This window comes from Brevundimonas sp. (assembly GCF_016463295.1).
In the GTDB taxonomy this organism is placed as follows: domain Bacteria; phylum Pseudomonadota; class Alphaproteobacteria; order Caulobacterales; family Caulobacteraceae; genus Brevundimonas.
Genome location: NZ_JAEMRO010000063.1, coordinates 1 through 12,519 on the forward strand (window position 1 = coordinate 1; position 12,519 = coordinate 12,519).

Sequence of the window (12,519 nt, forward strand, 5' to 3'; positions counted from 1 at the left end):
GCGGGTACCAGGCGGGCGACGAAGACGGGCAGGGGGCCGAACACCTCGACCAGCTCCGGGTCCACCTCGGGCGCATCGGCGGGCAGCAGGATGACCACAAGGTCCGCGCGGGCCAGACCGGCCTTCAGCGGTTCGCGCATCGGACCGGACGGAAAGACCGAGCCGTCACCGAAGGGCCATTCCCCGTCGCGCGTCTCTCCGTCCACGACGATCAGGCTGAGCGTCTTCTTCAGCGCCGGGTTCTGATGCGCGTCGTCCAGGACCAGAGCCTGTGCTCCGGCGACCGCGGCGGCCTGGGCCCCCGCGACGCGGTCGCGCGCGATCCAGGCTGGACTATCCAGCGCCAGCATCAGCGGCTCGTCCCCGACCTCGGCGGCCGTATGGACCGCCAGATCGACCCGCACCGGCCCCTCCAGCGACCCGCCATAGCCGCGCGACAGGGCCTGGGCGTCGATCCCGGCGGCCCGCAGCAGGCGCAGCACCTCGCGCGCCACAGGCGTCTTGCCCGACCCGCCGACCGTCAGATTGCCGATGGAAATCACCGGCACACCGGGATCGACCGGCACGGTCCGGGCAATGCGCCGCGCAGTGACGGCGGCCCAGATCCAAGACACAGGCTTCAGCATCATCCGCTGCACCGGCGCATGACGCCGGTCGCGGTCGTACCACCAGCGGGGCGTGTTCAGCTTCAAGATTCCTTCTCCCCTTGCGGGAGAAGGTGGCCGAGCGCAGCGAGGTCGGATGAGGGGTTTCTCCGGCTGGCGACGATAGACAGTCGGGCGTCCTTCTCCAGCGTCTCGGAGCGGTGCGACCCCTCATCCGTCAGTCCCGGACTTCGTCCGGGACTGCCACCTTCTCCCGCAAGGGGAGAAGGACGATGAAACGCGATCATTTGCGCACCGCCCTGATGGGAAGAAGCGTCTCGAGCATCTCCCACAACCGCTCCAGCCCCGAGCCCGCCTCTGCAGCGGCGCGACGGCCCCGCTCGCCCATCACACGCGCGGCCTCGGTATCGGCCAGCAGGGGCGCAAGCACGGCGGGCAGGTCCGACGGGCTGTCGACGACGGCCAGGCCTCCGGACTGGACCAGAGCCTCGGTCACGGCGGACCAGTTGCTCATGTCCGGCCCCGTGACGGCGGGCTTGCCCAGACGCGCGGGCTCCAGCGGATTATGACCCCCGACCGGCGGCTTGTTCAGCGCAGCGGAAAAGCTGCCGCCCATGACCACGACATCGGCCAGCCGCAGGAACAGCCCCATCTCGCCCAGAGTGTCGGCGACATAAAGGTCCGTTTCCGCATCCGGCTGATCGCCGCGCGAGCGCAGGGCGAAGCGGTAGCCGTCCGCCGTCAGGGCGCTGGCGATCGCGACGCTCCGCTCCGGGTGGCGCGGCACCAGGATCAGGCACAGCCGGTCTGCCAGATTGTCGAGCGCGCGGACCAGGGCGATCTCCTCGCCGTCATGGGTGCTGGCCGCGACGACCACGGGCCGGTCGCCGATGGCCGCGCTCAGGCGGGTGAAGGCGGCGCTGTCGTGCGGCGGGGCCTCGCCCGACAGCTTCAGATTGACCTGACCGTCGATGCGCGCGCCCAGGCTTTCCAGCCGGACGGTCGAGGTCCAGTCCTGCGGCAGGACGCGGTCGAAGGCCGACAGCACGCGCCGCGCCGCGCCCGGAAACCGCCGCCAGCCGTTGACGGTCTTTTCGGTGATGCGGGCGCTGGCCAGCACCAGTTTCACGCCCCGCGCCTGGGCCGTCAGGATCAGATTGGGCCACAGCTCGCTCTCGACGAAGACGGCCACGCCGGGCCGCCAGTGATCGAGAAACGCCGCAACGACGTTCGGGCCATCCACCGGCGCATACTGATGGATCACCCCCGCCGGCAGGCGCTGGGCCAGCAACGCCGCCGAGGTCAGGGTGCCCGAGGTGACCAGAATGGTCAGGTCCGGCCGGCCCGCGCGGATGCGCTGGACCAGCGGCAGCAGCGACAGGGTCTCGCCCACGCTGACGCCGTGCAGCCAGATCAGGTCGCCGTCAGGACGCGGCGTACGAGTGATTCCGAGACGCTCATCGACGCGGGTTGCATCTTCCTTGCCCTGTTTGACGCGGGCATCCAGCAGGCGCGGAGCCAGCGGCTCCAGCAGCCGGGTCAGCAGGCGATAGGCGATCAGGGCGGGGCTCATCGGTCAGACGCGCTCCAGCCCGGTGATCGCATCCGCCTCGGCTTCCACCGCATTCAGCCGCTCGGTCCAGGCGAAGGCGACGTCGGCCAACTCGGCCCCTTCCGGATAGTCTGCGACATCCCAGACGATGGCCCCCTTGCCGAACGGCAGGGGCAGGACGGCCTTGTCCCAGCTGTTCAGGCGGATGGCCGGCTTGCACGACAGGCCGATGAACAGGATGGGGGCCTTGGACAGCCTGGCCATCAGGGGCAGGCCCTCGGCCATCTGGCGCGCCGGGCCGCGCGGGCCGTCGGGCGTGATGGCCAGGGCGCCGAGCTTGAGCTGTTTCAAGCCGTCACGAAGCGCCTGGGTGCCGCCCTTGGCGCGGTCGGCCTTGTCCTTGTTGGCCGATGAACCGCGCACGGCCGGGAACCCCTGCAAGGCCACCGCCTTGGCGATGAACTGGCCGTCGGGGCTGAGCGAGATCAGCGCCTTGGCCGGTTGCGCCCGGTCCAGCGGCCAGCACGCAGGCGACAGCCCGATGCGTGAATGCCAGAAGGCGCACAGCACGCCGCCACCCTTGGCCCAGACGGCTTCGGCCACGCCCTCGTTCTGGTGCGTCCAGCGGATGGTGGCGAAGCAGAACCGCATCCACTGCGCCAGAACCCAGGCGAGCACGGCCTGGATGATCGGATTGCGCAGAGGCCTCATGCGACGGTGTCGACCGTGGCGACTTCACCGTCCAGCGACTGCTGCCGGGCCAGACGGGCGTACAGGTCGCCCTGGCGGACGAGGCTGTCATGGGTCCCGGTCTCGATCACCCGTCCGGCGTCGATCACATAGATGCGGTCGGCATTGCGGACGGTCGACAGTCGATGGGCGATCATCAGGGTGGCGCGTCCCTGCATCAGCCGGTCCAGCGCCGCCTGCACCAGGGCCTCGCTCTCGGTGTCCAGCGCACTGGTCGCCTCGTCCAGCAGGACGATGGGCGCATCCTTCAGGAAGGCCCGGGCGATGGCGACGCGCTGGCGCTGACCGCCGGACAGGCGCAGGCCGGCCTCACCGGCGCGGGTGGCATAGCCGTCAGGCAGGGCCGTGATGAAGTCGTGGGCGGCGGCGGCGGCGGCGGCGGCCTCGATCTGTCCTTGCGTCGCGCCGGGGCGGCCATAGGCGATGTTGGCAGCCAGGGTGTCGTCGAACAGGAAGGGCTCTTGCGTCACCAGGGCGATCTGGCTGCGCAAATCCTGCAATTTCAGCTCTCGGATATCGCGCCCGTTGACGGTCACCGACCCCGCCGTCACGTCATAGAAGCGCGGCAACAGGGACAGGATGGTCGACTTGCCGCCACCGGACGGGCCGACCAGGGCCACGGTCTCGCCCGGCGCGACGGTCAGGGACACGTCCGACAGCGTCGGCGCACCACCTTGGGCTGCTGGCGCATAGGCGAAGGAGACGTTGTTCAGGGCGACGGTGGCGGGGCCCGGTGCAAGCGGTTCGGCCTCGGGGGCCTCACGGATTTCGGGCTGGATATCGAGAGCGGCGAACAGGCGGCGCGACGCGGTCAGCCCCTCGGCCATGACCGTCTGCAGATTGGTCACCTGACGCAGGGACTGCCCCGCCGCCATCAGCAGGCCGATGAAGGCGGCGAACGCTCCGACCGTCATTCCGCCGGACTGGGCTCGCCATCCGGCATAGGCCATGACGGCGGCGACAATGACCATGGCGACCAGGTTGGAAAACGGACCGGCAAAGGCGCGGGCGTCGGCGGACTTGATGACGTGACGCTGGCGGCGCGACACCACCTCGCCGACGCGGCCCTCCTCGGCGGCTTCGCGGTTCTCGATCTTGATCAGGCGTACGCCGTCGAGATTTTCCATCAGGGCGGTGGAGAGGTTTTCGGTCTCCAGCATGGCACCGGTGGTCGCCTTGCGCGTTTTTCGGCCAAAGCGGCGGATCACCAGGCTGATCAAGGGCGCGCCCAGCAGCACGATTAGCGTCAGTCGCCAGTCCGTCCAGGCCATATAGGCGATGACCGCGATCAGGGTCAGGCCGTGCTGGGTATAGTTGACCACGCCGTTGGTGAAGGCCTCGCGCACCAGATTGGCGTCGAACAGCACGCTGGAGACGAAGCCGCCGGAATGCTGGCTGCGCAGCCGGGCCAGGTCGGCCCGGATCATGGCCCCGAACAGCCTGACCTGGATATCGCCGACGATGCCGTGGCCCAGCCGATTGACCAGAAACGCCTGACCCAGGGCCGCGACGGTCCAGACCAGCGCCAGTCCCACGATCAGCGACGGGATGGCGACCAGCGCCTGTTCCGGCGGAATGACGAAGACGCGCCAGACCGTCACCGCCTTGCCCAGAAACAGGCCGTCGATGGCCGGCTGCAGCAACTGCAACACCGTCGCGGCCATGATCCCGACCACGGCCGCGCAGACGATCGACAGGATCAGCGCGGTCCGGTGATGCGAGAGATAGTCGCGCCAGATACGCGCCAGCAGCGGGCGCAGGCGTTCCTTCTCCGAAGCGGCGTGGGCAGGCGTCGTCATCGCTCCGAGGTCGGACGGCAGACGTGGGAAGTCAAGCGGCTAAGCCTTGTCGATCGTAGAGTGCTCGGTGCGCCTGTTACGGTAGCGAGACCATGCGGCTGTCATGTCCTTGCCCAGTTGAATGTAGAAGAGATGGATGCCGTATGTGCCCCAAGCCAAGGCGCTGATGAACAATCCGACCAAAACCAGTTGCCAAAGAGGCGTGCGGCCAGCGCTCTGGTAGATGAAGAGAAGAAATATCAGAGCGCCCCAGCCCTGAGCGATGAACAGCATCCACTTGTGGGGTAGCGGAGTGCGGGCTTTAGGCTTGGCGGGTAAAGGTTCGGGACGGGCCGATTGCGCCTCTCGCAACGCCGTCGACTGCTCCAGCGCAGCCAACTGCGTTTGCAGGGCCTTTAGCCGTTTTTCCGATGAGGTCTCGTCCACCATGATCGGCGATCTATCACAGTCGCGGATGACGAGTCGTCCGCAAGTCACTATCTCCGACCCTATGACACGCTACGATCTTTCCACGCCTAGGGGCCGGTTCAAGGCGCGGTGGGACTATGTCTGGAAGGATCATGCCTTTCTGAGGCGGTGGTTCATGAATGCCCACTGGCTGGGGCCGGACCTGGTGCGGACCAACCAGCCGTCACCCAGGCAATTGGAATACTGGAAGTCACAAGGCATCAGGACGGTCATCAACCTGCGCGGCGCGCGGGATGAGGCCTATTACGCGCTGGAAAAAGACGCCTGCGCGCGCTTGGGGCTGACGCTGATCGATGCGCCGCTGGATTCGCGCGATCCGCCGCAAAGGGACCGCGTGCACCGGGCGCGTGAGCTGTTCCGGACGATCGAATATCCAGTGCTCATCCATTGCAAGTCCGGTGCGGACCGGGCGGGGATGATGGCGGTCTTCTATCGCCATTTTCATCTGGGCGAGCCGATCAGCGTCGCGATCGAACAGCTGTCGAAGAAGTATCTGCACCACCGCGAGGGGCTGACCGGTGTGCTGGACTATACGCTGGAGAAGTATCTGGCCGAGGTCGAGCCCACGGGGGTCAGCTTCATCGACTGGATCGACAGCGACGCCTATGACCCCAAGGCGATTAGGGCCGAGTTCAAGGCCGGATGGTGGGGGACGATTCTGACCGACAAGCTGCTGCGGCGGGAGTAGGGCTCAGCCCCAGGGGCCGGATTTCGGACCGGGGCCGGAGCCGGGCTGCGCCGGATCGGACTCGCCGTTCTCGGCGCGGATTTCGGCGTCGCGGCGAGCCTTTCGTTCGGCCTCCCAGCCCTTGAACCAGCTGGCCCAGTCGCGCTCGCCCCGCCACGCCATCAGCCAGATCGTCAATGTCAGCAACAGACCGACGAGGGCGACGATTTCCTGCGTCTCCAGGGTTCGGCCGAATACGGTCATGACTTGGGCGTCTCGTCGGAAGGGGTGTCTGGCTTAACCCGGTCGTTCCAGGCCGTATCCTGATCCATCTGCTGTTCGGGCGGACGGGTGGGTTTCGAGCGCCGGGCGATCCAGACGGCCACGCCGAGCGCGATCGCTCCCAGCACCAGGATAATCAGAAGGGTGTCCATAAGCTCACGTCCTTCACAAGCGTTGCACTATACGCCTGTGGAAGCGCGCCGGACAGGGAGCCGGTTCCGTTTCGCCTAGTGAGCGTCGCCGCGCGGATCGATCATGCGGTGGGCGTGCAGGATGAAGAATCGCATATGGGCGTTGTCGACCGTGGCCTGGGCGCGGGCTTTCCACGCCTTCTTGGCCTCGTCATAGCTGCCATAGGCCCCGACGAACTCGACCTTGGACAGATCGCGAAACACGGGCGCATCCAGATGGCGCAGTTCGCCGCCGATGACGAGGTGAAGCAACTGCGGGGTTTCGGTCGTGGCGGAGGCGGTCATGACGAAGTCCTTCGGCAAGGCGGGCAATCTAGCGGGGCGCGAGGGGAATAGGCGCTGTCCGTCCCACGATCAACGGGTGAAGGGCCGGGGCGCTGCAGATCAGGCTGTTCTGGCGCGGATCCGCCTGGTTGAAACGCCAGGGCTGGCCGTGGTGGTCGCTGACGACGGCGCCGGCCTCCTCGGCGATCAGGGCACCGGCGCAGATGTCCCAGTCCCATTTCGGGGTCAGTGCGATGGCCGCATCGAAGGCCCCGGCGGCGACCAGGGCCATGCGATAGGCGATGGCGTTGCGCTTTTCATAGCGCATGGGCGGCCATGGCTCGTCCCAGTGCGGACCCTCCATCAGCCGCGCGTCGGCCAGCACGGAGGCATCGTCCAGATCGTCGGTATCCGACGCGCTGATCGGCTGTCCGTTCAGCGTCGCGCCGCCGCCCAGGGTGGCGCAGAAGGTCTCGTTCAGAGCGGGCGCATGGATAACGGCGGCGACGGGCCGGCCATCCTCGACCACGGCGATGGGGATGCACCACCACGGCTTGCCCTTCATGTATGCGACCGTGCCGTCGATGGGGTCGACCACGAAAATGCGGCGGCGGGCCAGACGCTCGGCGCTGTCCTCGGTCTCTTCCGACAGCCAGCCATAATCGGGGCGGGCCGACAGCAGGACATCCTTGAGCACACGATCCACGGCCATGTCGGCAGAGGTGACCGGCGAGCCGCCGGTCTTGGACCACGTCTTCAGCCCGGCCTCGCGCTCAGCGAGGGCCAGTTCGCCCGCTGCCAGGGCCGCGTCGCGGATCAGGGCCAGATCGGAGGCGTAGTCGCTCATTTGCCCGCAATGGCCACGGCGTCGAACAGCAATGACGGGCTGTTGAAGCTGGAGCGAAACTCCAGGTCCGCGCCGCGCTGCATCCGCGCCCACAGGTCGATCAGGTTTCCGGCGACTGTGATCTCGCTGACCGGATAGGCGATCTGACCGCCTTCGAACCAGAAGCCGGACACCCCGGCAGACCAGTCGCCTGTATTGCCGTTCAGCGACGGGCCGAACATGGAGGTGATCAGCAGGCCCGTGCCTGCATCGCTCATCAGCCCGTTCAGATCGCGCTCGCCCGGCTCCAGGTGCAGATTATGCGTCGAGACGCCGGGAGGGCCCGCCGATCCGCGCGAGGCATGACCCGTCGAGGCCAAGCCCAGCTGAGCGGCCGAGGCGCTGTTCAACAGCCAGGTGGTCAGGATGCCGTCCTGGACGATCGCGCGACGCTCGACCGCCACACCCTCGTCGTCGAAGGGGGTAGAGCCGTGGCCGCGCGGGCGGAAGGGATCGTCGATCAGGTCGGCTCCGACCGGCAGGATGCGCTGGTTCAGCCGATTCTTCAGGAAGGAGGTGCCGCGCGCGATCGACGGCCCGGATATGGCACCGAGCAGCGGCGAGATCACCTGTGTCGCCATGCGATTGTCGAAGATGACGGGCGCAGTGGTCGAGGCGATCTTGCGCGGGCCGACCCGGGCCACGGCACGCTGACCGGCCCGTTCGCCGATCCAGGCGGCATCCGGCAGGTCGGACAGATGGCGGGCGCTGCGGCCCTCGCTGCCCCGCTCCATCCCGCCGTCCTTTTCGGCGATGACATCGACGCCGAGCGAGAAGGACGAGCCGTGATAGGCCCCGTCGAAACCGCCGGAGGTCACCAGACGCCAGCGGCTGGTGGAGTGCGAGGCATGGCCACCCTCGGACCGGGCGACGCCGGGGATGGCCAAGGCAGCCGCCTCCGCCTCGGCGGAAACGGCCTCCAGTTCGGCGGCACTGCGCTCGGTGGGGTCGAACAGGTCCAGATCGGGGAAGGGGCCCTTGGCGAGGCGATCCTTCGGAGCCAGCCCGGCATAGGGGTCTTCGGGGGCCAGTCGGGCCATGGCCACGGCGCGCTCGATCAGGCGGGCGCGGGTCGGCTCGGACAGGTCGGAGGAGGACACGGTTGCCTGACGCCGTCCGATGAAGACCCGCAGCCCCAGATCGCGGCTCTCCTCGCGCTCGACGTCCTCCAGCCTGCCGTTGCGCACGCCGACCGACAGGGCTGCGCTTTCGGAGGAGACCGCCTCGGCGGCATCGGCCCCGGCGCGCAGGGCACTGGCGACGAGATCATGAAGAATGTCGGGGGAGGCGGCAGTCTGTGGGGAGGGCATGGCCCGATATGGCGGACGGGGCGGCTGATCGCAACGGCGCGGGTGCGTATCAGCCCACGAAGGCGTGCACCACCAGCATGGCCCCGGCCAGGATCAGGGCCACGAAGGTCAGAGCCATGCCGATGACCCGACCCGGCGTCGGTTTCCGGTCGGACAGGCTGATCGCATGGATCACCCGACCGGCGAATAGCAGCCCGCCGACCATATGCAGCGCATAGGCGGGCAGGCCCAGCAGGGTCAGGACGGCCAAGGCCGCGATGCCGGCCGGAATGTATTCCGAGGCATTGCTGAACACCCGCCCGGCGAGGATGACCTGGGCATTGCCGCCGTCCCCCAGCAGAACCCGGTTAGAGCGCCGCGCCAGTACGACCCGCACCGACAGCGCCACCATCAGCAGGATCAGCAAACCGCTCCACAGGGCGGCGGCCTGAGCAGGTGACATCTGCGTCAGGAACGACATGGCTCAGCCCTCGCGGCCCACGGGATACAGGCGGTAGCGGTCATCATAGAACGGCGTGCGCTCGTAGAACCACTGGAGTCTCGCATCGCCATCGGCGGCGAATGCGGGCTCGGCCGCCAGCTTGGCCTCGAACTCGGCCTTGAGCGCGGGATCGGCCGCCAGCATGCGCTCGGCCAGGGGAGCGATGGCATAGCCCTCGATATACTCGACCCGGCTCAGGACCTCGGGGAAGAAGCCCCAGGCAAAGAAGCTTTCGCTGGATTGCGGCTCCAGAAGCAACACGACGATGTCGCCCAGCGGCTGATCGGTCGGCACGCGGACAGAACCGGTCGGGAAGGTCCAGGTTTTGCGCTCGGGCGTCACGCCGGAGATGCTGACGGCGACGTGGCCCTCATTGGCGCGGGTGGCCAGGCGTGGGTCGTTCAGACGCAGCATCTCGACATCGACGGCGCGGGGCTCGGCGACGGTCTCCATCCGGATGCCATGGATGGCCAGCCGCTCGATGATGTCGGTGCGATAGGACGGCACCCAATAGGCGACGGGGCGGCGCAGGGTCAGGGTGGGGTGCGAGCCATAGAAGGGCATCTGCCACAGCTCGGGATCGGGCTGTCCCGACCACCGGATTTCGCGACGGCCCGAGGCGGGGCTGTCATAGGTGCCATAGAGAATGCCCTTGAACGGGCGCGTCGAGGACGGCGCTTCGTCCTGCACGAAGTTGGCGGGGATTTCGGCGGGTCGCAGGGCGCTGTCGGCGGCGATGGCGGTGCGCAGGTCGCCGCCCCGCTCGGCAAGGGTTAGCATCGCCTGTTCCAGGAAGACATAGGTGCCCAGCACGCGCTGTTCATGCGGCTTCAGGCTGTGGTTTTCGACCAGGATGGTCGGCACGCGAGCGGCCGAACCCCAGCCGTTGGAGAACCGCTCGCCCAGGCCACCGTCGTTCAGGCCTGCGCGGGGATTGGCGTCGTCCTGACCGAAGACCAGCTCGCCGGGGATATGCCCTTGCGCTTCCAGCGCCGCATTCATCGCCGGCTTGAACGCCTGATCCAGCCAGGTGGCGATGGCGGGCGAGCGGCTGTAGCTGCCGTTCTCGCCATTGTAGCCGTAGGTCACGTCGTACTGGTAATCCAAGCCGTCGGTGACGTGGATATCGACATAAAGATCCGGCTTGTATTTCAGGATCAGGCCGCGCACGGCCCGCATCTCCGGCTGGTCCAGTTTCAGATAGTCGCGGTTCAGGTTCTGGTTGGTCGCCGTATTGCGCCAGCCCTGGATGCGGGGCCCGCGCTGGTTCGGGCGCGAATAGGCGGAGGCCCGCTCGTGCCCGTCGACCGACAGTATGGGGATCAGGATCAGATTGACCCGGTCCAGCAGGTCGTCGCGGCCATAGAAGGCGATGTCTCGCAGCAGCATCATGCCTGCGTCCTTGCCGTCGATCTCGCCCGGATGGATACCGGCCTGGGCCAGCAGAACCGGCTTGGAGGGGTCGAGCGTGTCGCCGTCCTTCGACGCGATGACGGCATAGATCGGGCGCCCTTCCGGCGAGGTACCGAACTGTTCGATGCGGATCAGGTCCGAGGCCGCGTCCAGCCGGTCGAACCAGGCGCGGGTGTCGGCATAGTTCGGGCTGAAGTCGTGGCCGGCATCGGCCTCGAAGGCCGTGACCCACGGGTCGGACGCGTCGCGCAGCAGGCTTCGGCTGGCTCCGTTCCACTCCGGTGCGGGCGGCAGGAAGGGCTGATCCCACGGGGCGGCATTGGGCACGGACGGCGACTGGGACATGGCGGGCGAACTCAGGGCGAGAAGGGCGGTGGCGAGCAGGATGGGGCGCATGGGGCCTTCGTCGGCCGATCTCGCTCTTCTGACAAGGCTTAACCGCCCGAGGCAGGCAGCCAGACCCCATCCTGGAACAGCAAGACGCCAGCCCGGACCATATTCCACAGGGTATAGCCCAGGACGATCATCAGCGCCGCCGTGACGATCTTTCGGGATCGGCCGAATGCGGCGGTCGCGGTACAGGCACCAAACAGGACGACGCCGATCAGAACGCGCGGCGTCCACATGTCGGCCCACAAGGGGTGGGCCAGCGCCAGAAGCCCCAGCAAGGCCCAGACCATGGCGTTGGCGGTCAGCACGCAGCCGAAGATCACACGCCGATGCGCCCAGAAATGTTCGTCCAGGTCGATTCGCGTCTCGACGCCTTCGGCCGTCACGCGCGGAAACGTGATGCTGGCCGCGACATAGAAGGTGGCGGCGATCATCAGCCCGATCAGCAACAGGGCCGGATTGAAGGGCGCGCCGCGAAAGAACCGCCACGCCTGAACCCAGAAGGTGGCCAGGTCCAGTGCCACAAAGACCGCAAGGGACGGCGTCAGCCAGCCGAACTTCACCCGATGCCGCTCATGCAGCAGCCGCGCGAACCCGCCCGTCAACTCTGCGACCGACAGGCCGAGCAGAAGACCATAGAAGCTGAAGAAAAACTCGAACGCACTCATGACGGCCCCCGCCGACCTGCCATCGATAAGACTTGCGACCGGCGGAGATCGGAGGGACTAGGAGCGTCGGCGGTCGCGCTTGGCTTCCAGACGTTCGACGGTCTGCTGGGCTTCAGCCCGACGTGCCGTATGCGCCTGGATCTGCGCCGTCTGCTCGGCTGTCAGGCCGCCCGCCGCTTCGCCGGCGGCCTGTATGTTTTCGATCTGCGCGTCCAGTTCCAGCACCAGGTCCTGCGCGGCGTACAGACGATCTTCTTCCGCCGGGCTCAGTGCGGGACGGGGCGCGCGGCTGGGGGCCGACCTGCGACCCGTGAGGACCTGTGCGTCTGAAACACTGGGTACCGACACGACGGGCATGGCCGTCACCAAAGCAACGGCGGCGATCAGGGCAAGCTTCATCTTGAATCCTCGAACGGGAGAGCGTTGAAAGGACCTTAGATTACAAATCCGTCACGTGTGAAGCGGGATTCGGACACAATTCCCTAACTGTGTCATTTCCATATCGGTCTGCTGTCGCCCGGCAGGCCGAGCCGATCCCAGATGTCGGACACCCGCTCGACCACCGCTTCGTCCATGCGGATCTCCTCACCCCATTCGCGCTTGGTCTCGGGCTCCCACTTGTTGGTCGCATCGAGCCCGATCTTCGACCCCAGACCGCTCTCCGGGCTGGCAAAATCCAGATAGTCGATCGGCGTGTTCTCGATCAGGGTGATGTCGCGGGCCGGGTCCATCTTGGTCGAGATGGCCCACATGACCTGTTTCCAGTCGCGGGCGTCGATGTCGTCGTCCACGA

15 protein-coding genes and 1 pseudogene are annotated in these 12,519 nt (G+C 67.3%); 1 reads left to right on the plus strand and 15 read right to left on the minus strand.

The genetic code is table 11. The features are described 5' to 3' along the window. The 5 genes from lpxK to JHC81_RS11255 all read right to left on the minus strand — a co-directional run. Positions 1-692, minus strand: a 692-nt coding sequence (gene lpxK / locus JHC81_RS11235; protein ID WP_292174608.1) for a tetraacyldisaccharide 4'-kinase, incomplete at its 3' end; no start/stop codon positions are given. 196 nt (positions 693-888) lie between these two features. Next, entirely contained in the window at positions 889-2,178 is a 1,290-nt protein-coding gene (locus tag JHC81_RS11240; protein WP_292174610.1) for a 3-deoxy-D-manno-octulosonic acid transferase, read from the minus strand. 3 nt (positions 2,179-2,181) lie between these two features. Beyond that, a complete protein-coding gene (locus tag JHC81_RS11245) occupies positions 2,182-2,868 on the minus strand; it encodes a lysophospholipid acyltransferase family protein (protein WP_292174613.1) in 687 nt (228 codons plus the stop codon). Beyond that, a complete protein-coding gene (locus JHC81_RS11250; RefSeq protein ID WP_292174615.1) occupies positions 2,865-4,706 on the minus strand; it encodes an ABC transporter ATP-binding protein in 1,842 nt (613 codons plus the stop codon). The genes JHC81_RS11245 and JHC81_RS11250 overlap by 4 nt, the downstream gene beginning before the upstream one ends. A 39-nt stretch (positions 4,707-4,745) precedes the next feature. Continuing rightward, a complete protein-coding gene (locus tag JHC81_RS11255) occupies positions 4,746-5,135 on the minus strand; it encodes a hypothetical protein (protein WP_292174617.1) in 390 nt (129 codons plus the stop codon). A 61-nt stretch (positions 5,136-5,196) separates the two neighbouring features. Here JHC81_RS11255 and JHC81_RS11260 point away from each other — a divergent pair, with 61 nt between their 5' ends. After that, positions 5,197-5,862 carry a sulfur transferase domain-containing protein gene (locus JHC81_RS11260; protein WP_292174619.1) on the plus strand — a complete coding sequence of 222 codons (666 nt, stop codon included), beginning with the start codon at positions 5,197-5,199 and terminating at the stop codon, positions 5,860-5,862. Positions 5,863-5,865: 3 nt separating this feature from the next. Here JHC81_RS11260 and JHC81_RS11265 read toward each other — a convergent pair whose 3' ends face one another. The 10 genes and pseudogenes from JHC81_RS11265 to JHC81_RS11310 all read right to left on the minus strand — a co-directional run. After that, positions 5,866-6,105, minus strand: a complete 240-nt coding sequence (locus tag JHC81_RS11265; RefSeq protein ID WP_292174622.1) for a hypothetical protein — start codon at positions 6,103-6,105, stop codon at positions 5,866-5,868. Then, positions 6,102-6,275 carry a hypothetical protein gene (locus JHC81_RS11270; protein WP_292174625.1) on the minus strand — a complete coding sequence of 58 codons (174 nt, stop codon included), beginning with the start codon at positions 6,273-6,275 and terminating at the stop codon, positions 6,102-6,104. Before JHC81_RS11270 ends, JHC81_RS11265 begins: the two co-directional genes overlap by 4 nt. A gap of 75 nt (positions 6,276-6,350) precedes the next feature. Then, entirely contained in the window at positions 6,351-6,599 is a 249-nt protein-coding gene (locus tag JHC81_RS11275; RefSeq protein ID WP_292174627.1) for a DUF4170 domain-containing protein, read from the minus strand. 28 nt (positions 6,600-6,627) lie between these two features. Continuing rightward, entirely contained in the window at positions 6,628-7,425 is a 798-nt protein-coding gene (locus tag JHC81_RS11280; protein ID WP_292174630.1) for a 3'(2'),5'-bisphosphate nucleotidase CysQ, read from the minus strand. Continuing rightward, positions 7,422-8,774 carry a metallopeptidase TldD-related protein gene (locus JHC81_RS11285; RefSeq protein ID WP_292174632.1) on the minus strand — a complete coding sequence of 451 codons (1,353 nt, stop codon included), beginning with the start codon at positions 8,772-8,774 and terminating at the stop codon, positions 7,422-7,424. The genes JHC81_RS11280 and JHC81_RS11285 overlap by 4 nt, the downstream gene beginning before the upstream one ends. 49 nt (positions 8,775-8,823) lie before the next feature. Next, positions 8,824-9,234 (minus strand): MAPEG family protein, encoded by a 411-nt coding sequence (locus JHC81_RS11290; protein ID WP_292174635.1) that lies wholly within the window; start codon positions 9,232-9,234, stop codon positions 8,824-8,826. Between the two features lie 3 nt (positions 9,235-9,237). After that, positions 9,238-11,064, minus strand: coding sequence for a M14 family metallopeptidase (locus tag JHC81_RS11295; protein ID WP_292174636.1), 1,827 nt, complete (start codon positions 11,062-11,064; stop codon positions 9,238-9,240). Between the two features lie 38 nt (positions 11,065-11,102). Further along, entirely contained in the window at positions 11,103-11,726 is a 624-nt protein-coding gene (locus JHC81_RS11300) for a hypothetical protein (protein WP_292174637.1), read from the minus strand. Positions 11,727-11,783: 57 nt separating this feature from the next. Then, positions 11,784-12,125: a hypothetical protein gene (locus tag JHC81_RS11305; RefSeq protein ID WP_292174640.1), complete on the minus strand. Its 342-nt coding sequence runs from the start codon at positions 12,123-12,125 to the stop codon at positions 11,784-11,786. 92 nt (positions 12,126-12,217) lie between these two features. Beyond that, positions 12,218-12,519: pseudogene (locus JHC81_RS11310) on the minus strand (UbiD family decarboxylase domain-containing protein); the annotation flags it as partial.

Coding starts and splice junctions, on each gene's coding strand:
- JHC81_RS11265 (WP_292174622.1), bottom strand. CDS start 6,105: ATGACCGTATTCGGCCGAACCCTGGAGACGCAGGAAATCGTCGCCCTC.
- JHC81_RS11275 (WP_292174627.1), bottom strand. CDS start 6,599: ATGACCGCCTCCGCCACGACCGAAACCCCGCAGTTGCTTCACCTCGTC.
- JHC81_RS11270 (WP_292174625.1), bottom strand. CDS start 6,275: ATGGACACCCTTCTGATTATCCTGGTGCTGGGAGCGATCGCGCTCGGC.
- JHC81_RS11295 (WP_292174636.1), bottom strand. CDS start 11,064: ATGCGCCCCATCCTGCTCGCCACCGCCCTTCTCGCCCTGAGTTCGCCC.
- JHC81_RS11300 (WP_292174637.1), bottom strand. CDS start 11,726: ATGAGTGCGTTCGAGTTTTTCTTCAGCTTCTATGGTCTTCTGCTCGGC.
- JHC81_RS11250 (WP_292174615.1), bottom strand. CDS start 4,706: ATGACGACGCCTGCCCACGCCGCTTCGGAGAAGGAACGCCTGCGCCCG.
- JHC81_RS11255 (WP_292174617.1), bottom strand. CDS start 5,135: ATGGTGGACGAGACCTCATCGGAAAAACGGCTAAAGGCCCTGCAAACG.
- JHC81_RS11285 (WP_292174632.1), bottom strand. CDS start 8,774: ATGCCCTCCCCACAGACTGCCGCCTCCCCCGACATTCTTCATGATCTC.
- JHC81_RS11260 (WP_292174619.1), top strand. CDS start 5,197: ATGACACGCTACGATCTTTCCACGCCTAGGGGCCGGTTCAAGGCGCGG.
- JHC81_RS11290 (WP_292174635.1), bottom strand. CDS start 9,234: ATGTCGTTCCTGACGCAGATGTCACCTGCTCAGGCCGCCGCCCTGTGG.
- JHC81_RS11305 (WP_292174640.1), bottom strand. CDS start 12,125: ATGAAGCTTGCCCTGATCGCCGCCGTTGCTTTGGTGACGGCCATGCCC.
- JHC81_RS11280 (WP_292174630.1), bottom strand. CDS start 7,425: ATGAGCGACTACGCCTCCGATCTGGCCCTGATCCGCGACGCGGCCCTG.
- JHC81_RS11240 (WP_292174610.1), bottom strand. CDS start 2,178: ATGAGCCCCGCCCTGATCGCCTATCGCCTGCTGACCCGGCTGCTGGAG.
- JHC81_RS11245 (WP_292174613.1), bottom strand. CDS start 2,868: ATGAGGCCTCTGCGCAATCCGATCATCCAGGCCGTGCTCGCCTGGGTT.